This is a genomic window from Streptomyces sp. bgisy159 (assembly GCF_965341775.1).
Classification (GTDB): domain Bacteria; phylum Actinomycetota; class Actinomycetes; order Streptomycetales; family Streptomycetaceae; genus Streptomyces.
The window spans coordinates 1-26,519 of sequence record NZ_CBDQZH010000051.1; the positions used below are offsets into that span (position 1 = coordinate 1).

Here is a 26,519-nt window from a genome sequence, read left to right on the forward strand (position 1 = left end):
GGCAGCCGTCACCCTCGCCTCGCTCCTGATGTGGGCGTGACATTTGAAGACAACTCCTAGACGCCGCCGAGGCTCCGCAGCCGACGGGAGCGGGTGGCGTCTGTGACAGGCCTGTGACCGGAACTGTGGCTTCCGTCACGGCTGTCCGGCCGGACCCCTGATGGGCTGGCCGGATGCGCAGAGCCACCCCCCTCGTCCCCGTCGTCGCCGCCCTGCTCGTGCTGACGGCCTGCGGTTCCGAACAGTCCGGCACCCGGCAGGGTGGCGCGGGCGAGGCCGCGGGTCCGGCCTCCGGCGCCCCGGTGACCGACCCGCCCGTGGACGGGGTCCGGATCACCTCCGTGACCATCCCGTCCCCCAGCCCCTCCCCGAAGCGCTCGTACAGCGTGCAGGCCGAGCGACTGCCCGGCGACTCCGGCATCTCCGCCGCCTACGAGGTCACCAACGACGGCACCGAGGCACTGACGTACGAGATCCTGTTCCACTTCACCACCGACTCCGGCGCGTCCATGGCCAACCGCGAGGTGACCGTGCGCGACGTCCGGCCCGGCGCCACGGCGCGCGGCACCGTGGAGCTGGGTGTCCTTCAGCGGGGCGCGTCCGCGGTGACCCGGGTGAAGGTCGGCCGGGTCACCAAGGTCCCCGCCGCCGAGGCCCCGCCCGCACCCGGCGACTGCCCCGAGGGCGGCGTCCGGGTCACCGTCGACGACGGCGACGCGGCGATGGGCCTGCGCGTGGTCGGCCTGCACCTGGAGAACTGCGGCACCTCCCCCTACAGCCTGGACGGCTACCCGGAGCTGACCCTCCTCGACGACGGTCTGAAGCCGGTCGACGGCGTCACCGTGGTGCACGGCAGCGGCGGCATCAGCACCGGCACCCGCTTCGACGAACCGCCCCGGCCGCTGACCCTGAAGCCGGGCGAGAAGGCCGTCTCCGGACTGATGTGGCGCAACACGACCCAGTTCGGCGAGCCCGTGAACGTGCCGTACGTCCGGGTCCGCGCCAAGGCCGGTGCCGCCCCCGTGACCGTGACCCCGCACCTCGACCTCGGCACCACCGGCAAGCTGGCCGTACGCGCCTGGGCCCCCGCCCCCGAGGAGACGGACCGGAAAATGCCGCGTACCTGACCGGCGACCTTCCGTAGGCTGGGCCCTCGGCGCGGACAACCAGCGCGTTCCCTGCTCACACGCCATACGAGGCAATCACCGTGTTCCTGACGATCAGCACCACCGGCACCCCGGAGCGACCCGCGACCGACCTCGGGTTCCTGCTGCACAAGCATCCCGACAAGGCGCAGGCGTTCTCCACCTCCTACGGCAGGGCGCACGTCCTGTACCCGGAGGCGGGCGAGCTGCGGTGCACGGCGGCTCTGCTGCTGGAGGTGGACGCGGTGACACTGGTCCGGCGGGGCAAGGGCAAGGGCCGCGGTGGAGCGCCCGACGCGGCGCTCGCGCAGTACGTCAACGACCGCCCGTACGCCGCCTCCTCCCTGCTCGCGGTGGCGCTGAGCAGCGTCTTCTCCAGCGCCATGCGGGGCGTGTGCACGGCCCGCCCCGAACGCGCCGCCGAGCCGCTGCCGCTGCGCGTGGAGGTCCCCGCGCTGCCCGCCCGGGGCGGACCCGAACTCGTACGCCGCCTCTTCGAGCCGCTCGGCTGGCAGGCCGGCGTCGAACCGGTCGCCCTGGACGCCGAGTTCCCGGAGTGGGGCGACTCGCGCTACGTCCGGCTGGTGCTGGAGTCCGAGACGCTGACCCTGGCCGAGGCGCTGCGCCACCTCTACGTCCTGCTGCCGGTCCTCGACGACGCCAAGCACTACTGGGTCGCCGCCGACGAGGTCGACAAGCTGCTGCGGGCCGGCGAGGGCTGGCTGCCCGGCCACCCCGAGCAGAAGCTCATCACCAGCCGCTACCTGTCGCGCCGCTGGTCGCTGACCCGGCAGGCGATGGAGCGCCTGGAGCTGGTGCGGTTGGCCGAGAGCGACGACAGCGAGGTCGAGGAGCTGGACAACGCGGTCGAGGCGGATGCCGAGACCGAGGAGAAGCCGACCCCGCTCGCCGTCCACCGCCGGCAGGCGATCCTCACCGAACTGCACGCCGCCGGCGCCGCCCGGGTCCTCGACCTGGGCTGCGGTCAGGGGCAGTTGGTGCAGGAACTGCTCAAGGACACCCGGTTCACGGAGATCGTGGGCCTGGACGTCTCCGTGCGCGCCCTCACCATCGCGTCCCGCCGGCTGAAGCTGGACCGGCTCGGCGAGCGGCAGGCGTCGCGGGTGAAGCTCTGGCAGGGCTCGCTGGCGTACACCGACCGCCGGCTCAAGGGCTACGACGCGGCCGTGCTCAGCGAGGTGATCGAGCACCTCGACCTGCCCCGGCTGCCGGCCCTGGAGTACGCGGTGTTCGGGTCCGCCCGGCCCCGCACGGTCCTCGTGACCACCCCGAACGTGGAGTACAACGTCCGCTGGGAGTCGCTGCCGGCCGGACACGTCCGGCACGGCGACCACCGCTTCGAGTGGACCCGCGAGGAGTTCCGCACCTGGGCGGCGGCCGTGGCCGAACGGCACGGCTACCAGGTCGGGTTCCGGCCGGTCGGGCCGGACGACCCCGAGGTGGGACCGCCCACCCAGATGGCCGTGTTCAGCAGGACCGTGACCGAGAAGGAGGCGAAGGCGGCATGACCGGAACGACCACCACCCAGGGGCGGGTGCTGCCCGTCACCGACCTCTCGCTCGTCGTCCTCGTCGGCGCGTCCGGCTCGGGCAAGTCCACGTTCGCCCGACGGCACTTCAAGCCGACCGAGGTGATCTCCTCCGACTTCTGCCGGGGCCTGGTCTCCGACGACGAGAACGACCAGAGCGCCACCGGGGACGCCTTCGACGTCCTGCACTACATCGCGGGCAAGCGGCTCGCGGCCGGCCGCCGCACCGTCGTCGACGCGACCAGCGTGCAGAAGGAGGCCCGGCGGCAGCTGGTCGACCTGGCGCGCCGGCACGACGTGCTGCCCATCGCCATCGTGCTGGACGTGCCGGAGGAGGTGTGCGCCGAGCGCAACGCGGCGCGCACCGACCGCGCCGACATGCCCCGCCGGGTCATCCGCCGCCATACCCGCGACCTGCGCTCCTCCCTGCGTCACCTGGAGCGCGAGGGCTTCCGCAAGGTGCACGTCCTGCGCGGCGTGGACGAGATCGAGCACGCCACCGTCCGCACCGAGAAGCGCTTCAACGACCTGACCCACCTCGCCGGCCCCTTCGACATCATCGGCGACGTCCACGGCTGCGCCTTTGAACTGGAGTCCCTGCTCGGCAAGCTCGGCTACGTCGACGGGGTGCACCCCGAGGGCCGTACGGCCGTCTTCGTCGGCGACCTGGTCGACCGAGGGCCGGACAGCCCGGGCGTGCTGCGCCGCGTGATGGGCATGGTCGAGTCGGGCCACGCGCTGTGCGTGCCCGGCAACCACGAGAACAAGTACGGGCGGTACCTGCACGGCCGCAACGTGCGGCACACCCACGGCCTCGCCGAGACCATCGCGCAGATGGAGGGCGAGAGCGAGGAGTTCCGGCAGCAGGTCAGGGCGTTCCTGGACGGGTTGGTCAGCCACTACGTCCTCGACGGCGGCCGGCTGGTGGTCTGCCACGCCGGCCTGCCGGAGAAGTACCACGGCCGCACCTCCGGCCGGGTCCGCTCGCACGCGCTGTACGGCGAGACCACCGGCGAGACCGACGAGTTCGGGCTGCCGGTGCGCTACCCGTGGGCGGAGGACTACCGGGGGCGGGCGGCCGTGGTCTACGGGCACACCCCGGTGCCGGAGGCCACCTGGCTGAACAACACCATCTGCCTGGACACCGGGGCCGTCTTCGGCGGCAGGCTCACCGCGCTGCGCTGGCCGGAGCGGGAACTGGTCGACGTGCCGGCGGAGCGGACGTGGTACGAGCCGACCAGGCCGCTGGCCACCGAGGCGCCCGGCGGGCACGAGGGCCGGCCGCTGGACCTGGCGGACGTGCACGGCAAGCGGATCATCGAGACCCGGTACCAGCCCAGGATCACGATCCGCGAGGAGAACGCGGCGGCGGCCCTGGAGGTCGTCAGCCGGTTCGCGGTCGACCCGCGCCTGCTGCCGTACCTCCCGCCGACCATGGCCCCGACCGCCACGTCCCGGGTGGACGGCTACCTGGAGCACCCGGTGGAGGCGTTCGCGCAGTACGCGGCGGACGGCGTGGAGCGTGTCGTGTGCGAGGAGAAGCACATGGGGTCCCGGGCGGTGGCCCTGGTCTGCCGGGACGCGGACGCGGCGCGCAAGAGGTTCGGCGTCGACGGCCCGACCGGGTCCCTGTACACCCGTACCGGCCGGCCCTTCTTCGACGACCGGGCGATGACGGAGGCGGTCCTCGGGCGCCTGCGCACGGCCGTCGACGAGGCAGGGCTGTGGACGGAACTCGCCGCGTCCGGCAGCGCCTCCGGCACGGTGGACTGGCTGCTGCTGGACGCCGAGCTGATGCCGTGGTCGCTGAAGGCGTCCGGACTGCTGCGCTCGCAGTACGCGGCGGTCGGCGCGGCCTCCGGTGCGGTGTTCCCGGGCGTGCTCGCCGCGCTGGAGGGCGCGGCGGCGCGCGGCGTGGACGTGGCGGAGCTGCTGGGCCGCCAGCGCGAGCGGGCCTCGGACGCGGCCGCCTTCACGGCGGCGTACCGGCGCTACTGCTGGCCGACTGACGGCCTGGACGGCGTGCGGCTGGCCCCGTTCCAGATCCTCGCCGTCCAGGGCCGCAGCCTCGCGGCCCTGCCGCACGACGCACAACTGGCGTTGCTGGACCGGCTGGTGGAGCACGACCCCACCGGCCTGCTGCAGACCACCCGACGGCTCCACGTCGACACCGGCGACCCGGAGTCGGTGCGGGCGGGCGTCGACTGGTGGCTGGAGATGACCGGCCGGGGCGGCGAGGGCATGGTGGTCAAGCCGGTCGGCGCGCTGGTCCGCGACGGCGAGGGCCGACTGGTCCAGCCCGGTATCAAGTGCCGGGGCCGCGAGTACCTGCGGATCATCTACGGCCCGGAGTACACCCGCCCCGACCACCTGGCCCGGTTGCGGAACCGCTTCCTCAACCACAAGCGGTCCCTCGCGCTCCGCGAGTACGCCCTCGGCCTGGAGGCCCTGGACCGGCTGGCCGAGGGGGAGCCGCTGTGGCGGGTGCACGAGGCGGTGTTCGGGGTGCTGGCCCTGGAGTCGGAGCCGGTGGACCCACGGCTGTGACACCGGCTGTGACACCGGCGGTGAAAGCGGCCGTGGCACCGGCCGTGCGACGAGAACGGACGGAAACGGGGTGAACACGCGTCCGCCCGGTCAGGATGGAGACATGGCATTCCATGTCGACTCCGAGGCCGGGCGGCTGCGCCGCGTCATCCTGCACCGGCCGGATCTGGAGCTCAAAAGGCTCACCCCCAGCAACAAGGACGCCCTGCTCTTCGACGACGTGCTGTGGGTGCGCCGGGCGCGCGCCGAGCACGACGGGTTCGCGGACGTGCTGCGCGACCGGGGCGTCGAGGTGCACCTCTTCGGCGACCTGCTCACCGAGGCCCTGGAGATCCCGGCGGCCCGAGCGCTCGTCCTGGATCGGGTCTTCGACGAGAAGGCGTACGGCGTCCTCGCCACCGATCACCTCAGGGCCGCCTTCGAGACCCTGCCCGCGCCCAAGCTGGCCGAGGCCCTCGTCGGCGGCATGACCAAGCGGGAGTTCCTGGAGGCGTACCCCGAGCCGGTCTCGGTGCGCTTCCACGTCATGGAGCTGGACGACTTCCTGCTCGACCCGCTGCCCAACCACCTGTTCACCCGGGACACCTCCGCCTGGATCTACGACGGTGTGTCGATCAACGCGATGCGCTGGCCGGCCAGGCAGCGCGAGACCGTCCACTTCGAGGCGATCTACCGGCACCACCCGCTCTTCCGGGACGAGGCGTTCCACCTGTGGTCCGAGGGGCAGGCCGACTACCCGTCGACCATCGAGGGCGGGGACGTCCTGGTGATCGGCAACGGTGCCGTCCTGATCGGCATGAGCGAGCGCACGACGCCGCAGGCGGTCGAGATGCTCGCCCACAAGCTGTTCGCGGCCGGCTCGGCGCGGACCATCGTGGCCCTGGACATGCCGAAGCGGCGGGCCCTCATGCATCTCGACACCGTGATGACGATGGTCGACGGGGACACCTTCACCCAGTACGCGGGACTCGGCATGCTGCGCTCGTACACCGTCGAGCCGGGGGCCGGCGACAAGGAGCTCAAGGTCACCGACCATCCGCCGGAGCACATGCACCGCGCCGTCGCCGCCGCCCTCGGCCTGAGCGAGATCCGGGTGCTCACCGCCACGCAGGACGTGCACGCCGCCGAGCGCGAGCAGTGGGACGACGGCTGCAACGTGCTGTGCGTCGAGCCGGGCGTGGTGGTCGCCTACGAGCGCAACTCCACCACCAACACCCATCTGCGCAAGCAGGGCATCGAGGTGATCGAGATCCCGGGCAGCGAGCTGGGGCGGGGCCGGGGCGGCCCGCGGTGCATGAGCTGTCCCGTGGAGCGAGACGCCGTATAGAAATTCTGCCTTTCGTATAGACTTCCACGGTCCCTGTCCCTGGTACCACCGCACCACTGGAGCGTCCCCATGGCGACTGCCCCGACCGCCCTCGCCGGCCGCCACTTCCTCAAGGAGCTCGACCTCACCGCGCAGGAGTTCCGCGGCCTGGTGGAGCTGGCCGCCGAGCTGAAGGCGGCCAAACGGGCCGGGACCGAGGAGCGCCGCCTGACCGGGAAGAACATCGCGCTGATCTTCGAGAAGACCTCGACGCGCACCCGCTGCGCGTTCGAGGTCGCGGCCGCCGACCAGGGCGCCTGCACCACGTACCTCGACCCGGCGGGCTCCCAGATCGGCCACAAGGAGTCCGTGAAGGACACCGCGCGCGTCCTGGGCCGGATGTTCGACGGGATCGAGTACCGCGGCGACAGCCAGCGGAAGGTCGAGGAACTGGCCGCGCACGCCGGCGTTCCCGTCTACAACGGTCTCACCGACGACTGGCACCCCACCCAGATGCTCGCCGACGTGCTCACGATGACCGAGCACTGCGCCCGGCCCCTGCCGGAGATCTCCTACGCCTACCTCGGCGACGCCCGCTTCAACATGGGCAACTCCTACCTGGTCACCGGCGCCCTGCTGGGCATGGACGTGCGGATCGTCGCCCCGAAGTCCTACTGGCCCGCGCAGGAGGTCGTCGACCGCGCCCGGGAGCTGGCCGCGGACAGCGGGGCCAGGATCACCCTCACCGAGTCCGTCGAGGAGGGTGCCGCGGGCGCCGACTTCGTCGCCACCGACGTCTGGGTCTCCATGGGGGAGCCGAAGCAGGTCTGGGACGAGCGGATCGCGGCCCTCGGCCCGTACGCCGTGACCATGGACGTCCTGCGCGCCACCGGCAACCCGGACGTGAAGTTCCTGCACTGCCTGCCGGCCTTCCACGACCTCGGCACACAGGTCGGCCGCGAGATCCACGAGAGCCACGGCCTGGACTCGCTGGAGGTGACCGACGAGGTGTTCGAGTCGGCGCACTCCGTCGTCTTCGACGAGGCCGAGAACCGCATGCACACCATCAAGGCCGTCCTGGTCGCCACTCTCGCCTGACGGCGGCCCGTACGGGGTGTACGGGTGCCGTCGGCGTCACAGCGGGCGCCGGCCGCGCTGCGGGGGTACCGCCGCGAGCCGGAACCACACCGCCTTGCCGTTCTCGGTGGGGCGGTGCCCGCACGACGAGCTGAGCGCGCGGATCAGCAGCAGACCCCGCCCGTGTTCCTGCCAGGGGTCGACCTCGCCGCCCGCCCCCCGGGTCAGATCGCCGGGCGGCGCCGGGTCCGGGTCGTGCACCTCCACCCGGCAGCCGCCCGGCAGCAGCTCCACCACCAGCTCTATCGGACCGCGGCCCGCCGTGTGCTCCACCGCGTTCGCCACCAGCTCGGCGGTGAGCAGCTCCGCGGTGTCGCTGTCCGCGCCGTGCTCCAGCTCCGCCAGTGCCGTGCGGACCAGGGCGCGCGCCACCGGCACCGCCGCGGTGGTGTGCGGCAGCGCGATGTGCCAGGAGGCTGAGGCGGGAGGGCGTTCGGGCAAGGCGAGTCCGTTCATGGCGCAGGTCCCCGCGATGGACGTCGTCATATCGGGTCGTCCTGCTTTCAACGTGAGATGGTACGGCGGCCTCCGGCGGAGGCGCACGGCGGGCGCCGCGCGGGACCTCTCGTCCCGCTACCGGCGCCTTACCCCGGTCAACGGCCCGGCCCTCCGGTCCGGTCCCGCTGTTGCCGCCTTGTGGACGACCGGTGACACGGCCCGGGACATGTCCGCGGCACCCTTGCGCCACCCGGCTTATATCGCCCTCATGACGACAGTCACATTGCGGTGATAACTTCGGGGGGTGAGTCCCTTCACCGGATCAGCCGCCCGCACCGACGACTGGGAACACCTGCGCGTCGAGCGCGCCGACGGCGTCGCCACCGTCACCCTCGCCCGCCCCGATCGGCTCAACGCCCTCACCTTCGGCGCCTACGCCGACCTGCGCGACCTGCTCGCCGAACTGTCCCGCGAGCGCTCCGTGAGCGCCCTCGTCCTGGCCGGCGAGGGACGCGGCTTCTGCTCCGGCGGCGACGTCGACGAGATCATCGGTGCCACCCTGTCCATGGACACCGCCCGGCTCCTCGACTTCAACCGGATGACCGGCCAGGTGGTACGGGCGATCCGCGAGTGCCCATTCCCCGTGATCGCCGCCGTGCACGGAGTCGCGGCGGGCGCGGGCGCCGTCCTCGCCCTGGCCGCCGACTTCCGCGTGGCCGACCCCACCGCCCGGTTCGCCTTCCTCTTCACGAAGGTCGGCCTCTCCGGCGGCGACATGGGCGCCGCCTACCTGCTCCCGAGGGTCGTCGGCCTCGGCCACGCCACCCGCCTGCTGATGCTCGGCGACCCGGTCCCCGCCCCCGAGGCCGAGCGCATCGGCCTGATCAGCGAACTCGTCCCCGAGGGCGACACCGACCGCGCCGCCCTGACCCTGGCCCGGCGTCTGGCCGAGGGCCCCGCTCTGGCGTACGCCCAGACCAAGGCCCTCCTGACCGCGGAACTGGACATGCCGCTGGGAGCGGCGGTGGAGATGGACGCGGCGACGCAGGCGCTGCTGATGAACGGCGAGGACTACGCCGAGTTCCACCGGGCGTTCACGGAGAAGCGGCCCCCCAAGTGGAAGGGGCGGTGACCGTGCCCACGGACGAGGCGCGGGACGCCGCGCCGCACCCGCACCCGCAACCGCACCCGCGACGCATCGCGGTCATCGGCGGCGGCCCGGGCGGCCTCTACGCCGCGGCCCTGCTCAAACGCCTCGACCCGGCCCGGGAGATCACCGTCTGGGAACGCAACGCCCCCGACGACACCTTCGGCTTCGGGGTGGTCCTCTCCGACGAGACGCTCGGCGGCATCGAACACGCCGACCCCCAGGTCTACGCGGAACTGCAGAGGCGTTTCACCCGCTGGGACGAGATAGACATCGTCCGCGGAGACACCCGCCACACCTCGGGAGGACACGGCTTCGCCGCCCTGGGCAGGAAACACCTCCTGCAGATCCTGCACGAGCGCTGCCGCGCCCTCGGCGTGGAGCTCCGCTTCCGCACCGAGGCCCCCCACCCGTCCCGGCTCGCCGAGGAGTACGACCTGGTCGTCGCCGCCGACGGCGTGCACAGCTCCACCCGGGAGACCTACGCCGACGCGTTCCGCCCCAGCGTCACGACGCACCGCTGCCGCTACATCTGGCTCGCCGCCGACTTCGCCCTCGGCGCCTTCCGCTTCGAGATCGCGCGGACCGAGCACGGCGTCATGCAGCTGCACGGCTACCCGTTCTCCGCCGACGCCTCCACCGTGATCGTCGAGATGCGCGAGGAGGTGTGGCGCGCGGCCGGCTTCGACGCGATGGACGAGCACGAGTCCGTCGAGCGGTGCGCGAAGATCTTCTCCGACGCGCTCGGCGGCCGGCCCCTGCGGTCCAACAAGTCGGCCTGGACGACGTTCCGCACGGTCGTCAACGAGCGCTGGTCGCACGGCAACGTGGTCCTCCTCGGCGACGCCGCCCACACCGCCCACTTCTCCATCGGCTCCGGCACCAAGCTCGCCGTCGAGGACGCCCTCGCCCTCGCCGCCTGCCTGACCGAACAGCCCACCCTGGAAAGGGCGTTGGTTGCCTACGAGGAGGAGCGCAAGCCGGTCGTCGCCTCGACCCAGCGAGCCGCGCGGGCCAGCCTGGAGTGGTTCGAGCACCTGGCCTCCTACCTCGGCCAGCCCGCCCGGCAGTTCGCCTTCAACCTGCTCACCCGCAGCCGCCGGGTCACCCACGACAACCTGCGGCTGCGCGACGCGCGCTTCACCTCGGCCGTGGAGCGGGAGTTCGGCTGCCCGCCCGGCACACCCCCGATGTTCACCCCGTTCCGGCTGCGCGGACTCACCCTGCGCAACCGCGTCGTCGTCTCCCCGATGGACATGTACTCCGCGGTCGACGGCGTCCCCGGCGACTTCCACCTGGTGCACCTGGGGGCCCGAGCGCTGGGCGGGGCCGGGCTGGTGATGACCGAGATGGTCTGCGTCAGCGCGGAGGGCCGGATCACCCCCGGCTGCGCCGGCCTGTACACCGGCCGCCAGGCCGAGGCGTGGCGGCGGATCGCCGACTTCGTGCACGCCCGGGCGCCCGGTACCGCCCTCGGCGTGCAGCTCGGGCACAGCGGCCGCAAGGGTTCCACGCGGGTGATGTGGGAGGGCATGGACGAGCCGCTGCCCGACGGCAACTGGCCGCTGGTCGCCGCCTCGCCGCTGCCCTACAAGCCGGGCGGCCAGGTCCCTCGCGAGCTGTCCCGGGCGCAGCTCACCGACATCCGCGAACAGTTCGCGACCGCCGCCGCGCGGGCCGCGCGCGCCGGGTTCGACCTGCTGGAACTGCACTGCGCCCACGGCTATCTGCTGTCCGGTTTCCTGTCCCCGCTGACCAACCGCCGCACCGACGCCTACGGCGGCTCGGCCGAACGGCGGCTGCGCTTCCCCCTGGAGGTCTTCGACGCGGTGCGGGCGGTGTGGCCGCCGGAACGGCCGATGACCGTACGGATCTCCGCCACCGACTGGGCCGAGGGCGGCACCACCGCCGAGGGCGCGGTGGAGATCGCGCGGGCCTTCGCGGCGCACGGGGCCGACGCCATCGACGTGTCCACGGGGCAGGTGGTGGCCGAGGAGCGGCCGGAGTTCGGGCGGTCGTACCAGACGCCGTTCGCGGACCGGATCCGGCACGAGGTGGGGGTGCCGGTGATCGCGGTCGGGGCGATCTCCTCCTGGGACGACGTCAACTCACTGATCCTGGCGGGCCGCACCGACCTGTGCGCGCTGGCCCGGCCCCATCTGTACGACCCGCACTGGACCCTGCACGCCGCGGCCGAGCAGGGCTACGAGGGGCCGGGGGCCGGCTGGCCGGCGCCCTACCGGGCGGGCAGCCGGCCGCCCCGGACGGGGCGCACGGACGCGCCGAAGCCCCGGCTCCGGCTGTGATCCGGGCACCGGCCCGTCACGCGTACCCCCACGCCTCGCACATCGGCAGCAGCCGTCCGTGGATCTCGTCCCGCTCCGGCAGGGCCCGCCCGGGCTGCACGGTGCCGGTGCGGATCGTGGGCCGCCAGTCGCCGAGCCCGCGCGGCACCTCCGTACCGCCGGCACGCCCGTAGTCGACCATGCCGGGTTCGTACTCCACGTCGAGGAACGCGCACAGCCGGTGCAGCTGCCGCTCCGGGTCCTCGGTGATGTCCTCGTAGCGCACGGTGCACCCGCCGGGGAGGGCCTTGCGGGCGTCGTCGACGGCCGCCACGTACCGCAGGGCGTCCGCGACCGCCTTCTCGTAGGGCCGTTTCTCCGGGTCGCTCTCGTGCCAGGAGCGGGCGACGGACTCCGGGTGGCGCAGCAGGAACACGAACCGGGCGTCCGGCCAGCAGTCCCGGACGCGGCGGATGTCGAAGACGTTGCCGGGCGTCTTCTCCACCAGGTGATCCTTGCCCGAGCGCACCAGTTCCCAGTGCATGAGCCGGTCCCACAGCAGGTGCTCCAGGTCGCCGCGCTCCAGCCCGAGGCGGGTCATGGAGTACTGGGAGACGGAGCTGCCGAAGCCGACCTCCAGGCGGGTGATGTGCAGTTCGTGGGGGGAGTGCAGCCGGGAGTGGGCGTTCAGCATCAGGCGCAGCAGCGTCGAGCCGGAGCGGATCGAGGAGACGATGAACGCGGGCCGGCGCAGCAGTCTGTCCGTCGCCGGCTCCTCGGCCGACGGGCGACGGTAGGCGGGGGCGGGCCGCTGCGGGGCGGCCGCGGGCCGCGGGGTGCCGGGCCGGGGCGCCCGGCGCACCTGGAGGCCGGTGGTGGCGGTCAGTGCCCGGTTCAGGCTGCGCTTCAGAGTCATGGACCGGAAGCTAGGCGGCGATGCTGGGAAGAGGCTCGGAACGACCTGAGCGTTCCCCCAGGGGCCTGGTGCGGCACTCCTCAGCCGGGAAGGGGGATCCCCGCGAACGCCGCACCCGCGTCGCGCAGCCGCTCGTGCAGGCCCCGGAAGACGGCCGCCGAACGGGCCCCCGGCCAGTCGGCGGGCAGCAGCCGGACGGGCAGCCCGGGGTCGGTGTAGGGCAGGTGGCGCCAGGAGTCCAGGGCGAGGAGGTAGTCCCGGTAGGCCTCCTGCGGCGGGGTGTCCGCGCGCCGCTCCCAGGCGTGCAGCACGGGCGCGTGCCGGTCGAGGAACGCCTCGTGCTCCTTGGCGATGGCCGCCAGGTCCCACCAGCGGGCCACCGCCTGCGCGGTCGGCGTGAACCCGAGGTGGTCTCCGCGGAAGAAGTCCACGTAGGGGGCGAGGCCGAGGCGCCGCAGCGTGTGCCGGGTCTCCTCGAACAGCCGGGCCGGCGCGATCCACACGCCGGGCGCCGCGGTGCCGAAGCCCAGGCCCGCCAGGCGGGAGCGCAGCACGTGCCGCTTCTGCCGCTCCGACTCCGGCACCGAGAACACCGCCAGGACCCAGCTCTCGTCCTCCGGCGGCGCGTCGGCGTAGATCCGCCGGTCGCCGTCGTCGAGCAGCTGCCGTGCTTCGGCAGACAGTTCGTAGCCCGCCGCGCCCCCGGCGGTGCGCGCCGGCAGCAGCAGGCCGCGCCGTTTGAGCCGGGACACCGAGGAACGCACGGAGGGCGCGTCGACGCCGACCGCGGCGAGCAGGCGGATCAGCTCGGCCACGGGCACGGGGCCCGGCGCGAACCGGCCGTAGGCGCCGTAGAGCGTGACGATCAGAGACCGGGGAGCATGCTGGTCTGACACGTTGATCATCTTAGGTCGTCGGCATCACTGCTGGTCACCCTCGGTGCGCAGACGGAACCGCTGAAGTTTGCCGGTCGCGGTGCGCGGCAGCGCGTCAAGGAACACGATCTCGCGTGGGCACTTGTACGGTGCCAGCTCCCGCTTGACGAAGGCGCGCAGCGCCGCCGCGTCCCGCCGGGCGCCCCCGCGCAGGACCACGAAACCGGCCACGACCTGCCCGCGCTCCTCGTCGGGCCGCCCCACCACGGCCGCCTCCACCACGTCCGGGTGGCGCAGCAGCGCCTCCTCCACCTCCGGCCCGGCGATGTTGTACCCGGCCGAGATGATCATGTCGTCGGCGCGCGCCACGTACCGGAAGTAGCCGTCGGCATCGCGGACGTAGGTGTCCCCGGTGACGTTCCAGCCGTCGCGCACGTAGTCGCGCTGGCGCGGGTCGTCGAGATAGCGGCAGCCCACCGGGCCGCGCACGGCGAGCAGCCCGGGTTCCCCGTCGGGCACGGGCACGCCGTTCGCGTCCTGCACACGCGCGTGCCAGCCCGGGACCGGCAGCCCGGTCGTACCCGGCCGGATGTCTTCGTCGGCGGCCGAGATGAAGATGTGCAGCAGCTCGGTGGCGCCGATGCCGTTGATGACGCGCACCCCGGTGCGCTCGTGCCAGGCCCGCCAGGTGGCCTCGGGCAGGTTCTCGCCGGCCGACACGCAGCGCCGCAGACAGGACACGTCGTGCCCGTCCAGCTCGGCCAGCATCGCCCGGTAGGCGGTCGGCGCGGTGAACAGCACCGACACCCGGTGCTCGGCGACCGCGGGCAACAGCTGCCGGGGGCCGGCCTGTTCGAGCAGCAGGGCGCTCGCACCGACCCGCAGCGGGAAGACGACCAGCCCGCCCAGCCCGAAGGTGAACCCGAGCGGGGGACTGCCGGCGAAGACGTCGTCGGCGCACGGCCGCAGCACGTGCCGGGCGAAGGTGTCCGCGACGGCGAGGACGTCCCGGTGGAAGTGCGCGCAGCCCTTCGGGCGGCCCGTGGTGCCGGAGGTGAAGGCGATCAGCGCCACGTCGTCGGAGGCGGTGTCCACGGCGCGGTACGGCGTGTCCGGCGCGGGCCGCCGCAGCAGGTCGTCGGGGCCGCCCCCGCCGTACGTCACGACGCGCAGGCCGGGCACGTCCGCCTTGACGAGGTCGTCGACGCAGCGCGCGTCGCACAGCGCGTGCTCCACCCGGGCGATCTCGCAGACCGTGCGCAGCTCGTGCGACCGCTGCTGGGCCAGGACGGTGACGGCGACCGCGCCCGCCTTGAGCACCGCGAGCCAGCAGGCGGCCAGCCAGGGCGCGGTCGGGCCGCGCAGCAGCACCCGCTGCCCGGGTACGACACCCAGCTCCCCGGTGAGCAGATGTGCCAGCCGGTCGACCCGGGCGCGCAGCTCGCCGTACGTCCACACGCTGTCCGGGGTGCGGAAGGCCGGCCGGCCGGGGTCGGTGCCGGCGAGCAGCTCGGCGGCGCAGTTGAGCCGTTCCGGGTAGTGCAGCTCGGGCAGGTCGAAGGTCAGGTCGGGCCACTGGCCGGGCGGCGGGAGGTGGTCGCGCGCGAAGGTGTCGACGTGGGCCGAGACGTTCATGGCGGATCGCCCCCTCAGGGCCTGGGTGGGCTCGCCCTCGGAGCGTATCGCCTTGGTGACGACAGTCAACAGCACGCGATATGGTCGGAGCGGTGTCCGGGAGCAGCGCCTCGGAGAGGGGACCGGCAATGCCCGCATTCTCGCTCGAACCGGCACAGACCGCATGGTGCGCCGAGCTGCGCGCCCTGGCCGCCGACCGGCTGCGCCCGCTCGCCGAGAAGGGCGACCCCGGCCACGTCAACCGCCCCCTGGTCGCCGAACTCGGCCGGCTGGGGCTGCTCGAACGCCTCTTCCGCGCCGGCGCCGTGGACCTCTGCCTGATGCGCGAGTCCCTGGCCCGCGCCTGCACCGAGGCGGAGACCGCCCTCGCCCTCCAGGGGCTCGGCGCCCACCCCGTGCACGCCCACGGCGGCGCCGCCCAGCGGGAGCGCTGGCTGCCCGCCGTGAGCCGGGGCGACGCCGTGGCCGCCTTCGCGCTGAGCGAGCCGGGCGCGGGCTCCGACGCCGCCGCGCTGTCCCTGGCCGCCGAACCGGACGGCACCTCCCGCTGGCGGCTGTCCGGCGAGAAGAGCTGGATCTCCAACGCCCCCGAGGCCGACCTGTACACCGTCTTCGCCCGCACCACGGCCGGCGCCGGCGCCCGCGGGGTCACCGCCTTCCTGGTCCCCGCCGACCGCCCCGGCCTCACCGGCAGCGGCCTGGACATGCTCTCCCCGCACCCGCTGGGCACCCTCCGCTTCGACGCCGTACCCGTCACCGCCGACGACGTCCTCGGCACGGTCGACGGCGGCTTCCGCGTCGCGATGGCCACCCTCGACCTGTTCCGGCCCAGCGTCGGCGCCTTCGCGGTCGGCATGGCCCAGGCCGCCCTCGACGCCACGCTGGACCACACCGCCCGGCGGGACGCCTTCGGCGGCAAGCTGCGCGACCTGCAGGCCGTCTCCCACCAGGTCGCCGAGATGGCCCTGCGCACCGAGGCCGCCCGGCTGATGGTGTACGCGGCGGCCACCGCCCACGACGCCGGCGCGCCCGACGTCTCCCGGCGCGCCGCGATGGCGAAGCTGCTCGCCACCGAGACCGCCCAGTACGTCGTCGACACGGCCGTCCAACTGCACGGCGCACGGGCGCTGCGCCGCGGTCACCTGCTCGAACACCTCTACCGCGAGGTGCGGGCGCCGCGCATCTACGAAGGGGCGAGCGAGGTGCAACGGTCCATCATCGCCCGGGAGTCGTACCGCGACCGGGAGGTGGCCGAATGAGCCTGCACCGCGTCGACCCGCCGGAGCTGTCCCCGCCGACCGGCTTCTCGCACGCCGTGGTCGCCACCGGCTCCCGGCTGGTCTTCCTGGCCGGCCAGACCGCGCTCGACGGCGAGGGAAAGGTCGTCGGGGCCACCCTGCCCGAGCAGTTCGAGCGGGCGCTCGGCAACCTGCTCACCGCGCTCGCCGCGGCCGGCGGCACCCCGGCCGACCTGGCCCGGGTCACCGTGTACGTCACCGACGTCGCGGCCTACCGGGAACACGCCCGCGAACTCGGCCGCGTCTGGCGCGAGTCGGCCGGCCGGGAGTACCCGGCCATGGCGGTCGTCGGGATCGTGCGGCTCTGGGACGAACAGGCGCTCGTCGAGCTGGACGGGTTCGCGGTGCTCCCCGACTGACCGCTCAGGCGGCCACGGGCACCCGGTGCGGCGCGACGACCTGGCCGTCCGGGAGCAGTTCGCCCGAGTCGTCGAAGACGATCGTGCCGTCGCACAGCAGGCTCCAGCCCTGCTCGGGGTGGGCGGCGACCACGTGCGGGGCGGTGAGGCCGGTCGGGGACTGGTGGGAACACATGGCGCACCTCCACGTCGAGGGACCGGCCGTGCGGGCCGGCCCGCCTGTGCACGACCATGCGCCCGCCGGGCTGCCGCCGCCAGGGGGAACCGGCCGGGTGTGACAACACCGGGACGAGCCGACGACCGGACCGCGACGACCGGACCGCGACGACCGGAGCGCGACGACCGGCGACCGCCCGTCGGCCTCCCGGCCGTGTCCGGTCCCCGCGTCGACGTGGCTCCCGGACTCGCCACCGAAGGAGTGACGGTCACGGACTCCGGCGCGACCGGCCGGTACCAGTGGAATCCCCCCACATCAGGAGGATTCCGTCATGCCTCTGCGCACCCCGCGCATCCTGCGCACCGCTCTCGGCACCGCCGCCGGCGCCGCCGTGCTGCTGCTCGCCGGCCCGGTCCACCCGGCCGCCGCCGACCCGTACGAGACCGTCTCCGTAGACCCGGTCGGCCGGATCGCCGCCGACGGCACCGTGACCCTGTCCGGCACCTACCGCTGCCTCGGCAACACCGGGCCGGTCTTCGTCAGTTCCTCCGTCGGGCGGGACGACTCCTCCGGGATGCGGCACGGCATCGGCGGCACCCGTGCGGTGTGCGACGGCGCCGAGCACGTCTGGCGCAACACCGGACGCCCCACCACGGACGCCCTGGAGCCGGGCGCCGCGCACGTCGAGGCCACCCTCATGGAACTCCGTCCCCAGGGCGGCCTGCCCCTGCCGCACTTCCACGCGGCCGAGCAGCGCGACATCACCCTGATGGAGGGCTGACCGCGGGAGCCGCCGCACCGGGCGGGCCCCGGCCGCCCGGCCGCGGCCCGCCCGGTCAGACGTCCTTGGCCGGCCAGTCCAGCAGCCGGGCGCCGATCACCGCCGTCTGCAGCATGTAACGGTGGGCCGGGTCGGCCGGGTTGGCGCCGGTGAGCTTGTGGATGCGTTCCAGCCGGTAGGTCAGGGCCCGCACGCTCAGCGACAGCCGACGGGCCGCCTCGGCGGCCACACAGCCCGAGTCGAAGTACGCGGTGAGCGTGTCCAGCAGCGGCTCGGCGCCGCCCCGGGCGGTCACCAGCGGCCCCAGGGTGTTCAGCACCAGGTCGGCCATCGCCTGGCGGTCACGGGTCAGCACCGGGTAGACCAGCAGGTCCGCCGCGTGCAGCACCGGGTCGTCCAGACCGAGCCGCTCCGCCATCTCCAGGGTGTTCAAAGCCTCCTCGTACGACTGGACGACCCCTCCGGCGCCGGGCTGCGGGCGGCCGACCGCGACCTGCCCGCCGTCGGTGGCGGCGTGCGCCTGCTTGGCGAAGTGGGTCAGCACCTCCTGCTGGTGGCCGGGCGCGATGCACAGCAGCCGGCCGTCCTTGGTGGTCAGCAGGATGCTGCGGTCCCCGAAACGCGAGATCAGCGCCCGCTCCACGCGCCGCGCCACCGGATCGCCCTCGTCGTACGCCGCCGGCCCCCGGGCCACCGCCACCGCGTGCGCGTGCGCCAGCCGCAGCCCGAACCGCTCGGCGCGCTCCGCCAGCCGGCCCAGGTCGCTGCGGCCGTAGAGCAGGTCGTCGATGAACTCCCGCCGCGCCGCCTCCTCCTGACGCACCGCCAGCCGTTGCGCGTGCTCGTAGCCCTCCGCGAACGCGTCCACCGCCTGCTGCACGGCCGCCAGCGCGCCGTCCGCCGAACCGGGTGCCTGCGGCCAGGCCGAGCGAGCCGCCGTCAGATGCGCGCTCACCAGGGTCCGCAGGCCGTAGCCGGCGTCCGCGGCCAGCTCACCCAGCGCCCGCCGGGAAGCCAGCTCCTCCCGGGTCAGCCGCCGCCCCGTCGCCGCCACCTCGGCCAGGATCCCGGCATAGCCGTCCAGATACTCCTCGGGAATGTCCCGGTCCGTCACATCGCCCCCTGCGTGCTCGTCGCGCCGGCGACGGCCCGTTGGCGGTCACCGGCACGCAGACCTTAATGAACACTGCCGGAAACCGGCAATGCGGGTCACGCCGCGAACGGGGCACCATGACGTCCGGGCCGCACGGCACAGGGCCGCGATGCCGGACACCGGCAGATGTCCGCGTCACAGCCAGGAGGGGAGCCGTGCACCCACCGAAGGGCGCCGCACCCGGGAAAGGAGGCCAGGACGTGCGCAACCCCACGACCACGGCCACCGGCCCGGCCGGCCTCTTCGTGCGCCGGCCGCGCCGCCGCGTCCCGCACGAACCCGGCCCCGCCCGGCGGACGCCGCCGCCCGGCCGAGCACCCTTCTGAGCCGCGCCGACCGACCGTACCGCACCGCTCGCCCGGCCCTCGGGCCGCCGCACACCACAGTCTTCCGGAGCCTCGCCCCTGCCCCCTGGGCGGCGCGGGACTCCGGCCTTCCCGCCCGCCAAGGACGTACCCATGAATCCCATCACCCTGGGCATCGCCGCCCTCGTCGGCGCCGTGCTCGTCGTCGCCGTCGTCGTGCTGCTCATGGCCCGGCTGTTCCGCAAGGTCGAGCAGGGCAAGGCGCTCATCGTCTCCAAGATGCGCAAGGTCGACGTGACCTTCACCGGACAGGTCGTCCTGCCCGTGCTGCACAAGGCCGAGGTCATGGACATCTCGGTGAAGACCATCGAGATCACCCGGGCCGGCCGGGAGGGCCTGATCTGCCGGGACAACATCCGCGCCGACATCCGCATCTCGTTCTTCGTCAAGGTCAACAAGACCGTCGAGGACGTCATCAAGGTCGCCCAGGCCGTCGGCACCGCCCGCGCCAGCGACCGCAACACCCTGCAGGAGCTGTTCCACGCGAAGTTCTCCGAGGCGCTGAAGACCGTCGGCAAGCAGATGGACTTCACCGACCTCTACACCAAGCGCGAGGAGCTGCGGTACCGGATCATCGAGGTCATCGGCGTCGACCTCAGCGGCTACCACCTGGAGGACGCGGCGATCGACTACCTGGAGCAGACCCCGGTCGGCCAGCTCGACCCGGCCAACGTCCTCGACGCCCAGGGCATCCGCAAGATCACCGAGCTGACCGCGGTGGAGCACGTGCGCACCAACGAGGCCCAGCGCACCGAGGAGAAGGAGATCACCCGGCAGAACGTCGACGCCCGCGAGGCCATCCTGGAACTGGAGCGCCGCCAGACCGACGCCGAGATCAAGCAGAAGCGCGAGATCGAGACCGTACGCGCCCGCGAGGAGGCCGAGACCGCGCGCGTCGTGGAGGAGGAGCGGCTGCGCGCGCAGAGCGCCTTCCTGAAGACCGAGGAACAGCTCGGCGTGCAGCGCGAGAACCAGGCCCGCGAGGTCGCCGTCGCCGCGAAGAACCGCGAACGGGTCATCGCCATCGAGAGCGAGCGCATCGAGAAGGACCGGCTCCTCGAAGTCATCGCCCGGGACCGGGAGACCGAGCTGACGAGGATCTCCGCGTCCAAGGAAGTCGAGGCCGAGAAGCGGGAGATCGCCGAGGTCGTCCGCGAGCGGGTCGCGGTGGACCGCACGGTCGCCGAGCAGGAGGAGTCCATCAAGAAGCTGCGCGCCGTCGAGGAGGCGGAGCGGCAGCGCCAGGCCGTGGTCATCGCCGCCGAGGCCGAGGCGCAGGAGCGGCTCGTCAAGGACATCAAGGCCGCCGAGGCCGCCGAGCAGGCAGCCGTGCACCGCGCCGCCGAGGAACTCACCCTCGCCGAGGCCCGGCTCAAGAGCGCCGACCTGGACGCCCGGGCCAAGCTGCGGCTCGCCGAGGGCGTCCAGGCGGAGGCCGCCGCCGAGGGCCTGGCCGCCGTCCAGGTCCGCGACAAGGAGGCCGAGGTCATCGAGAAGGCCGGCCGCGCGGAGGCCGAGGCCGCCGAGGCGCGGCTGCGCGCGGAGGCCGAGGGCGCCCGGGCCAAGGCGCTCGCCGAGGCGGAGGGCGCCAAGGCGCAGGCCGCCGCCCTGGCCGAGAAGCTGCGCGCCGAGGCCGACGGTGCCAAGGCACAGGCCGCCGCCCTGGCCGAGAAGCTGCGTGCCGAGGCCGACGGCGCCCGCGCGCTGGCGCTCGCGGAGGCCGAGGGCGCCCGGGCACAGGCCGACGCGGACGCCGCCGCGATCGGCGAGAAGCTGAAGGCCGAGGCCGCCGGACTCACCGAGAAGGCCGCCGCGATGGCCGCGCTCGACGAGGCGTCCCGGGCCCACGAGGAGTACCGGCTGCGCCTGGAAGCGGAGAAGGACATCCGGCTCGCCGGGCTGGACGTGCAGCGGCAGGTCGCCGAGGCGCAGGCGAGCGTGCTCGCCACCGGCCTGGAGCACGCCGACATCGACATCGTCGGCGGGGACAGCGTCTTCTTCGACCGGCTGATGTCCTCCATCGCGCTCGGCAAGGGCGTCGACGGGTTCGTCCAGCACTCCGAGACCGCCCAGGCGCTGGCCAAGCCCTGGCTGGACGGGACGTCGAGCTTCACCGACGACCTCAGCCGCGTCCTCGGCTCCTTCTCCACGGCCGACGTGCAGAACCTGACCGTGTCCGCGCTGCTGATGCGGCTGATGAACAGCGGCGGCGGCAACGCCCGCCAGTTCCAGCAACTCCTCGACAAGGCCGGCGAGCTGGGCATCGCCGACCACACGCTGGCCGCTCTCGACGGCCACGTCAGGGCCTGAGCCAGGGCCCCGCACAGCCCGCGCTCCGGAGCCGCCGCACAGGGGACGGCGGCTCCGGGGCGCGAACTCCCGCGACTTCCTGAGAGGGACCCATGACCACCGGCCTCGACACCGGCACCTACGAGGTGCTGCGCGACCGCCTCACCGCGCAGGCCGCCGAGCTCGCCCGCCGCGCCGAGGCGCTCAACGCCCGCCGGGTCGAGGAGTTCGGCTCGACCCGGCTGGAACTCACCGGCACCGAGCGGCTGCGCACCGAACACCACTGCGTGCCCCGCGACATCGTCGCCGTCGGCGGCACCCTGCTCTTCGGCTACAACGTCTTCCTCGGCCTCAAGCCCGAGACCACCGTCTCCGACGTCCTCGCGCTGCACGACCGCGACCTGAACCGGCTGCCCGAGGACGCCGTGCCCGGCCTGCTCGACGACCCCGCCTTCCACCGCGAGTTCGCCGCCCTCTACCGCTACTACCGCCAGGCCCACCTGCTGCAACTGCGCCGCGTCGACGGCAAGCTGCTCGCCGTCTTCCAGACCGGTGAGAAGGCCGGCGACATCCGCGTCCTGCGCTGGGCCGTCACCGACGACGGGCGGGCCACCTTCCTCGACGCGCGCGGCGACCGCGACCACGTCTTCCCCGCCTCCCACGACTTCGAGTGGACCGCCACCACCCGCGAGGACCACGTCCTCGGCCGCCACCCCCACGTCTCCATCGAGGGCGAGATCTTCGTCGAGACCGTCGGCGGCACCCTCACAGTCAAGGTCGAGAACAACACGGAGACCGGCGAGGGCGTCCACCGCGAGCCCGTCGACGAGCCGCTGCAGTCCCTCGCCGACGCCGACATCCGCTACGCGCGCGTGGGCGCCCTGATCCTCCTCGACATCCTGCCCTACAAGGAGCACACCCACCGCTACCTGGTCTTCAACACCCTCACCAGGACGGTCGTACGGCTCGACGGCATCGGCCGGGCCTGCCGCCGGCTCCCCGAGGACCAGGGCATCGTCTTCCCCGGCGGCTACTGCCTGGCCGGCGGCGCCCACAAGACGTTCGACGGCCCGGCCGCCCCCTCGGACACCGCCGACCTGGAGTTCGAGCGCATGGTGCGCTCCCCGAACGGCGAGGACGTCCTGTTCGCCTTCCACGCGCGCGTGGAAGGCCGCAGCCTGCTGCTGCCGTACAACATGATCCGCAAGGAGATCGCCACCCCGCTGTCCTGCCACGGCTGGGCGCTCTTCGACGACGGCACCCTCGTCGTCCTGCGCGCCGACGGCGACGAGCCGCAGCGGGTCCACCCCGTCCAGCTGTGGAACTCCCCGTACGTCTCCGACACCCACGCCGCCGCCCGCCCCGTCGGCACCGGCCCGCTCGCCCGCGTCGGCAACGCCGATCTGGTGCGCGGCATCTCCGACTGCCTCTCGCTCACCGGCGCCGTCGCCGAGACCGCCCCCACCGGCGAGGTGTACGAGGCGCTGGCCGCCGCCTGCGTCCGGGCCGCCGACTCCTACCACTGGCTGGGCGACCCCGAACTCGGCGACCTCCTGGACCCGTTGCGGCAGCTGAGGGCCACCGCCGAACAGGTGCTCGCCGAGTTCGAGACCGTCCGGACGCTCACCCGGCAGGCCGCCGACGCACTGACCGAGGCCGCCGCCCGCATCACGGGCGTCGTACGGCGGCTGCGCGGCGAGGCCCCCCGGGAAGCCGCCGCCTGGGTCACCGGGCTGTCCGAACTCCGCCGGGCCCAGGGCCATCTGCTCACCCTCAAGGACGTGCGGTACGCGGACACCGCCCGCATCGACGAACTCGCCGCCGAAGCCGACGCCGACCTCGCCGCCTTCGGCCGGCGGGCCGTCGAACACCTCGCCCGCGAGGACGCCTTCGCCGGCCACCGGGCGGCCGTGGACGGCCTCCTCGCGGACGCGGAGGCCGTCGCCACCGTCGCGGAGGCGGCGCCGGTCGCAGCCCGCGTCGACGAACTCGCCGACGGGCTCACCACGGTGACGGAGGTCGTCGCCGGCCTCGACGTCGGCGACGCCACCGTGCGCACCGCCGTCCTGGAGCGCGTCGCCGAGGTCCTCGGCGGCGTCAACCGCGCCCGCGCCACCCTCGACGCCCGGCGCCGCGCCCTCCTCGACGCCGAGGGGCGCGCCGCGTTCACCGCCGAGTACGCCCTGCTCGCCCAGGCCGTCACCGGCGCCCTCGCCGCCGCCGACACCCCCGACGCCTGCGACGAACAGCTCGCCCGCACGCTCGTACGGATCGAGAACCTGGAGGCGCGCTTCTCGGCGTTCGCCGAGTTCGACGACTTCCTCGGTGAGCTGGCCGACAAGCGCGACGAGGTGCACGAGGCGTTCTCCGCCCGCAAGCAGACACTCGCCGACGCCCGTGCCCGCCGCGCGCAACGCCTCGCGGAGTCGGCCGACCGCGTCCTCGGCACCATCGCCCGGCGCGCCGCCGGCCTCGCCGACGAGGACGCCGTCGCCACCTACTTCAGCTCCGACCCGATGCCCGCCAAGGTCCGCGCCCTCGCCGGCGAACTGCGTGACCTCGGCGACCAGGTGCGGGCCGAGGAACTCGACGGCCGGCTCAAGTCGGCCCGCCAGGAGGCCCGGCGCGCCCTGCGCGACCGCGCCGACCTGTACACCGACGACGGCCGCACCCTGCGCCTGGGCGGCCACCGCTTCGCCGTCAACACCCAGCCCCTCGACCTCACCCTCGTCCCGCACGGCGAGGGACTGGCCTTCGCTCTGACCGGCACGGACTACCGGGCACCGGTCGTCGACCCCGGCTTCGCCGCCACCCGCGCCCACTGGGACCGGCCGCTTCCCTCGGAGTCCCCCGAGGTCTACCGCGCCGAACACCTCGCCGCCCGGCTCCTTGAGGAACACGGCCCGGCGGCCCTCGCCGAGTGCGACGACCTGCCCGGCCTGGTGCGCCGGGCGGCGGAGGCGGCCTACGACGAGGGGTACGAGCGGGGCGTCCACGACCACGACGCGGTCCTGATCCTCACCGCGCTGCTACGGCTGGGAGAGGGGGCCGGGCCACTGCGCCACGAGCCCGCCGCCCGAGCCGCCGCGCAGCTGTTCTGGGCGCACGGGACGACGGAGGCGGAGCGGGCCGCGTGGGCGCGGCGCGCGGTGTCGATGGCCCGGGCGCGGGACACGTTCGGGCTCGCTCCCGCCATCGCCGACCTGCAGCGCGAGCTGGGGGAGGCGATGGGCGGCTGGTCGTCCGGTGCCGTCCGGACACCGGACGCGCCCCGCGGCGGAGCCACTGACGGACCCGGCCCCGCGCCCCTTCACGAAGCTGCCGCCGAATACCTCTTCGAGGAGCTGACGGGTGACCCCGACGGGTTCGTCATCAGCGTGGCGGCACGCACTTTCCTCGACAAGTTCCGCCGAACCGCCGGGACTTCGGCCTACGACGACGATCTGGCCGCCATCGACGACCTGGCCGCCCGCCACCAGCTCGTGGAGGCGTGGCTGACGGCGTACGCCGCCGCCTGCGGCACCGAACCGGCGCCCGGCGACCTCGCCGAAGCGGTCGCCGCCGAACTGTGCCCGCGGTTGACGCGCTACGAGTCGGACGCGCCGGTGACCGAGACCGTCGAGGGGCTGCTCGGCGCCCACCCGCGGCTCGACGGCCGTACGCTCACCGTCCGGATCGACGAACTCCTCGCCCGCACCCGGTGGTTCCGCGCCACCGACGTCCCCGCCCACCGCGCCTACCAGCGTCGCCGCACGGAACTGGTGGCCGCCGAGCGCGCGCGGCTCCGCCTGGACGAGTACCGGCCGCGCGTCATGTCGGCGTTCGTCCGCGGCCGGCTCATCGACGAGGTGTACCTGCCGCTGATCGGCGACAACCTCGCCAAGCAGCTCGGCACCACCGGCGACACCAAGCGCACCGACACCGGCGGTCTGCTGCTGCTCATCTCCCCGCCGGGCTACGGCAAGACGACGCTGATGGAGTACGTCGCCGACCGGCTCGGCCTGGTCCTGGTGAAGGTCAACGGCCCGGCGCTGGGCCACGCCGTCACCTCCCTCGACCCCGCCGAGGCCCCGAACGCGACCGCCCGCCAGGAGGTCGAGAAGATCAACTTCGCGCTGGAGGCCGGCAACAACACGCTCCTGTACCTGGACGACATCCAGCACACCTCGCCGGAGCTGCTGCAGCGGTTCATCCCGCTGTGCGACGCCACCCGCCGCATCGAGGGCGTCCGCGACGGGGAACCGCGCACCTACGACCTGCGCGGCAAGCGTTTCGCGGTGTGCATGGCCGGCAACCCCTACACCGAGTCCGGCGGCCTCTTCCGGGTTCCCGACATGCTCGCCAACCGCGCCGACGTGTGGAACCTCGGAGACGTGCTCACCGGCAAGGAGGAGGCCTTCGCGCTGAGCTTCCTGGAGAACGCGCTGACCGCCAACCCGGTCCTCGCCCCGCTCGCCGGCCGCGACCGCGCCGACCTGGACCTGCTGGTCCGGCTCGCGCAGGGCGACCCCGCGGCCCGCGCCGACCGGCTCTCCCACCCCTACGCCCCGGCCGAGCTGGAGCGGATCCTCGCCGTGCTGCGCCATCTGCTGACGGCCCGGGAGACGGTCCTGGCCGTCAACGCCGCCTACATCGCCTCCGCCGCCCGGTCCGACGACACCCGCACCGAACCCCCGTTCCAGCTGCAGGGCTCCTACCGCAACATGAACAAGATCGCGCAGCGGATCCAGCCGGTCATGAACGACGCCGAGCTGGCCGCGCTGATCGACGACCACTACGCCGCCGAGGCCCAGACCCTCACCACAGGCGCCGAGGCCAACCTGCTGAAACTCGCCGAGCTGCGCGGCACGCTCGACGCGGACCGGGCCGCGCGCTGGGCGGAGCTGAAGGCCGCCTACGTCCGCGCCCGCACCCTCGGCGGCTCCGCCGACGACCCCGCCGGCCGGGCGGTGGCGGCGTTGGCGCTGCTCGGCGACCGGATCGCGGCGGTCGAGTCGGCGATCCTGCGCGCCACCGACCCGGGCCTGACGGCCGCCAACCCGCACGCGCGGCACGCCGCCGCCCCGAAGGAGCGGTGATGGTCTCCTTCCTGCTCCCGCTCGGGGTCGCCTTCCTGGTCGTCGCCGTCAGCACCGCG

The 26,519-nt window shown here is 73.7% G+C and carries 19 protein-coding genes; 13 read left to right on the forward strand and 6 right to left on the reverse strand.

Annotated features, from left to right (window positions below; translation table 11 throughout):
- The first annotated feature begins 173 nt into the window (after positions 1-173).
- The 5 genes from ACSLTV_RS31645 (at position 174) to argF (ending at position 7,645) form a co-directional block, all read left to right on the forward strand.
- Positions 174-1,127 carry a DUF4232 domain-containing protein gene (locus tag ACSLTV_RS31645; protein ID WP_435613344.1) on the forward strand — a complete coding sequence of 318 codons (954 nt, stop codon included), beginning with the start codon at positions 174-176 and terminating at the stop codon, positions 1,125-1,127.
- Positions 1,128-1,207: 80 nt separating this feature from the next.
- Positions 1,208-2,674, forward strand: coding sequence for a 3' terminal RNA ribose 2'-O-methyltransferase Hen1 (locus ACSLTV_RS31650; protein WP_432137770.1), 1,467 nt, complete (start codon positions 1,208-1,210; stop codon positions 2,672-2,674).
- Positions 2,671-5,241 carry a polynucleotide kinase-phosphatase gene (locus ACSLTV_RS31655; protein ID WP_432137769.1) on the forward strand — a complete coding sequence of 857 codons (2,571 nt, stop codon included), beginning with the start codon at positions 2,671-2,673 and terminating at the stop codon, positions 5,239-5,241. The genes ACSLTV_RS31650 and ACSLTV_RS31655 overlap by 4 nt, the downstream gene beginning before the upstream one ends.
- A gap of 103 nt (positions 5,242-5,344) precedes the next feature.
- A complete protein-coding gene (locus ACSLTV_RS31660) occupies positions 5,345-6,568 on the forward strand; it encodes an arginine deiminase (protein ID WP_435613345.1) in 1,224 nt (407 codons plus the stop codon).
- A gap of 69 nt (positions 6,569-6,637) precedes the next feature.
- Complete coding sequence (argF, locus tag ACSLTV_RS31665) at positions 6,638-7,645, forward strand: ornithine carbamoyltransferase (RefSeq protein WP_432157830.1); 1,008 nt, start codon at positions 6,638-6,640, stop codon at positions 7,643-7,645.
- 36 nt (positions 7,646-7,681) lie between these two features.
- On the opposite strand, the gene ACSLTV_RS31670 is transcribed toward argF, so the two are convergent.
- Complete coding sequence (locus ACSLTV_RS31670) at positions 7,682-8,140, reverse strand: ATP-binding protein (protein WP_432137819.1); 459 nt, start codon at positions 8,138-8,140, stop codon at positions 7,682-7,684.
- A 286-nt stretch (positions 8,141-8,426) separates the two neighbouring features.
- Between ACSLTV_RS31670 and ACSLTV_RS31675 the strand changes: the two genes are divergently transcribed.
- On the forward strand, positions 8,427-9,254 hold the full coding sequence (locus ACSLTV_RS31675; protein WP_432137766.1) for an enoyl-CoA hydratase family protein: 828 nt from the start codon (positions 8,427-8,429) through the stop codon (positions 9,252-9,254).
- A gap of 2 nt (positions 9,255-9,256) precedes the next feature.
- Entirely contained in the window at positions 9,257-11,575 is a 2,319-nt protein-coding gene (locus tag ACSLTV_RS31680; RefSeq protein ID WP_435613355.1) for a bifunctional salicylyl-CoA 5-hydroxylase/oxidoreductase, read from the forward strand.
- Positions 11,576-11,591: 16 nt separating this feature from the next.
- Here the strand turns inward: ACSLTV_RS31680 and ACSLTV_RS31685 are convergent, their stop codons facing one another.
- From ACSLTV_RS31685 to ACSLTV_RS31695, 3 genes are all read right to left on the reverse strand, one after another.
- Positions 11,592-12,470 carry a sulfotransferase family protein gene (locus ACSLTV_RS31685; protein ID WP_435613346.1) on the reverse strand — a complete coding sequence of 293 codons (879 nt, stop codon included), beginning with the start codon at positions 12,468-12,470 and terminating at the stop codon, positions 11,592-11,594.
- Between the two features lie 80 nt (positions 12,471-12,550).
- On the reverse strand, positions 12,551-13,375 hold the full coding sequence (locus tag ACSLTV_RS31690; RefSeq protein ID WP_432137763.1) for a PaaX family transcriptional regulator: 825 nt from the start codon (positions 13,373-13,375) through the stop codon (positions 12,551-12,553).
- Between the two features lie 15 nt (positions 13,376-13,390).
- Positions 13,391-14,980, reverse strand: a complete 1,590-nt coding sequence (locus ACSLTV_RS31695; RefSeq protein ID WP_432137818.1) for an AMP-binding protein — start codon at positions 14,978-14,980, stop codon at positions 13,391-13,393.
- 128 nt (positions 14,981-15,108) lie between these two features.
- On the opposite strand from ACSLTV_RS31695, the gene ACSLTV_RS31700 reads away from it, so the two are divergent.
- The gene (locus ACSLTV_RS31700) at positions 15,109-16,239 is read left to right on the forward strand and encodes an acyl-CoA dehydrogenase family protein (RefSeq protein ID WP_435613347.1); all 1,131 of its coding nucleotides are present in this window, start codon (positions 15,109-15,111) and stop codon (positions 16,237-16,239) included.
- Complete coding sequence (locus ACSLTV_RS31705; protein ID WP_435613348.1) at positions 16,236-16,637, forward strand: RidA family protein; 402 nt, start codon at positions 16,236-16,238, stop codon at positions 16,635-16,637. Before ACSLTV_RS31700 ends, ACSLTV_RS31705 begins: the two co-directional genes overlap by 4 nt.
- A gap of 4 nt (positions 16,638-16,641) precedes the next feature.
- On the opposite strand, the gene ACSLTV_RS31710 is transcribed toward ACSLTV_RS31705, so the two are convergent.
- Positions 16,642-16,812 (reverse strand): DUF5999 family protein, encoded by a 171-nt coding sequence (locus ACSLTV_RS31710; protein WP_432137760.1) that lies wholly within the window; start codon positions 16,810-16,812, stop codon positions 16,642-16,644.
- A gap of 313 nt (positions 16,813-17,125) precedes the next feature.
- Here ACSLTV_RS31710 and ACSLTV_RS31715 point away from each other — a divergent pair, with 313 nt between their 5' ends.
- Entirely contained in the window at positions 17,126-17,575 is a 450-nt protein-coding gene (locus ACSLTV_RS31715; RefSeq protein WP_432137759.1) for a DUF6299 family protein, read from the forward strand.
- A 55-nt stretch (positions 17,576-17,630) separates the two neighbouring features.
- On the opposite strand, the gene ACSLTV_RS31720 is transcribed toward ACSLTV_RS31715, so the two are convergent.
- Positions 17,631-18,689 (reverse strand): PucR family transcriptional regulator, encoded by a 1,059-nt coding sequence (locus ACSLTV_RS31720; RefSeq protein ID WP_432137758.1) that lies wholly within the window; start codon positions 18,687-18,689, stop codon positions 17,631-17,633.
- 239 nt (positions 18,690-18,928) lie between these two features.
- On the opposite strand from ACSLTV_RS31720, the gene ACSLTV_RS31725 reads away from it, so the two are divergent.
- The 3 genes from ACSLTV_RS31725 to ACSLTV_RS31735 all read left to right on the forward strand — a co-directional run bounded on the left by ACSLTV_RS31725 (position 18,929) and on the right by ACSLTV_RS31735 (position 26,460).
- Positions 18,929-19,054, forward strand: a complete 126-nt coding sequence (locus ACSLTV_RS31725; RefSeq protein WP_432137757.1) for a hypothetical protein — start codon at positions 18,929-18,931, stop codon at positions 19,052-19,054.
- A 132-nt stretch (positions 19,055-19,186) separates the two neighbouring features.
- Positions 19,187-21,403: a flotillin family protein gene (locus ACSLTV_RS31730; protein WP_432137756.1), complete on the forward strand. Its 2,217-nt coding sequence runs from the start codon at positions 19,187-19,189 to the stop codon at positions 21,401-21,403.
- A 92-nt stretch (positions 21,404-21,495) separates the two neighbouring features.
- Positions 21,496-26,460 (forward strand): DNA repair ATPase, encoded by a 4,965-nt coding sequence (locus ACSLTV_RS31735; RefSeq protein WP_435613349.1) that lies wholly within the window; start codon positions 21,496-21,498, stop codon positions 26,458-26,460.
- Positions 26,461-26,519: the final 59 nt, after the last annotated feature.

What these genes read in the sequence shown, in the direction of transcription:
- ACSLTV_RS31690 (WP_432137763.1), bottom strand. Translation starts at nt 13,375, where the DNA reads ATGATCAACGTGTCAGACCAGCATGCTCCCCGGTCTCTGATCGTCACG.
- ACSLTV_RS31645 (WP_435613344.1), top strand. Translation starts at nt 174, where the DNA reads ATGCGCAGAGCCACCCCCCTCGTCCCCGTCGTCGCCGCCCTGCTCGTG.
- ACSLTV_RS31685 (WP_435613346.1), bottom strand. Translation starts at nt 12,470, where the DNA reads ATGACTCTGAAGCGCAGCCTGAACCGGGCACTGACCGCCACCACCGGC.
- ACSLTV_RS31700 (WP_435613347.1), top strand. Translation starts at nt 15,109, where the DNA reads ATGCCCGCATTCTCGCTCGAACCGGCACAGACCGCATGGTGCGCCGAG.
- ACSLTV_RS31705 (WP_435613348.1), top strand. Translation starts at nt 16,236, where the DNA reads ATGAGCCTGCACCGCGTCGACCCGCCGGAGCTGTCCCCGCCGACCGGC.
- ACSLTV_RS31670 (WP_432137819.1), bottom strand. Translation starts at nt 8,140, where the DNA reads ATGAACGGACTCGCCTTGCCCGAACGCCCTCCCGCCTCAGCCTCCTGG.
- ACSLTV_RS31735 (WP_435613349.1), top strand. Translation starts at nt 21,496, where the DNA reads ATGACCACCGGCCTCGACACCGGCACCTACGAGGTGCTGCGCGACCGC.
- ACSLTV_RS31715 (WP_432137759.1), top strand. Translation starts at nt 17,126, where the DNA reads ATGCCTCTGCGCACCCCGCGCATCCTGCGCACCGCTCTCGGCACCGCC.
- argF (WP_432157830.1), top strand. Translation starts at nt 6,638, where the DNA reads ATGGCGACTGCCCCGACCGCCCTCGCCGGCCGCCACTTCCTCAAGGAG.
- ACSLTV_RS31730 (WP_432137756.1), top strand. Translation starts at nt 19,187, where the DNA reads ATGAATCCCATCACCCTGGGCATCGCCGCCCTCGTCGGCGCCGTGCTC.
- ACSLTV_RS31655 (WP_432137769.1), top strand. Translation starts at nt 2,671, where the DNA reads ATGACCGGAACGACCACCACCCAGGGGCGGGTGCTGCCCGTCACCGAC.
- ACSLTV_RS31660 (WP_435613345.1), top strand. Translation starts at nt 5,345, where the DNA reads ATGGCATTCCATGTCGACTCCGAGGCCGGGCGGCTGCGCCGCGTCATC.
- ACSLTV_RS31710 (WP_432137760.1), bottom strand. Translation starts at nt 16,812, where the DNA reads ATGTGTTCCCACCAGTCCCCGACCGGCCTCACCGCCCCGCACGTGGTC.
- ACSLTV_RS31695 (WP_432137818.1), bottom strand. Translation starts at nt 14,980, where the DNA reads ATGAACGTCTCGGCCCACGTCGACACCTTCGCGCGCGACCACCTCCCG.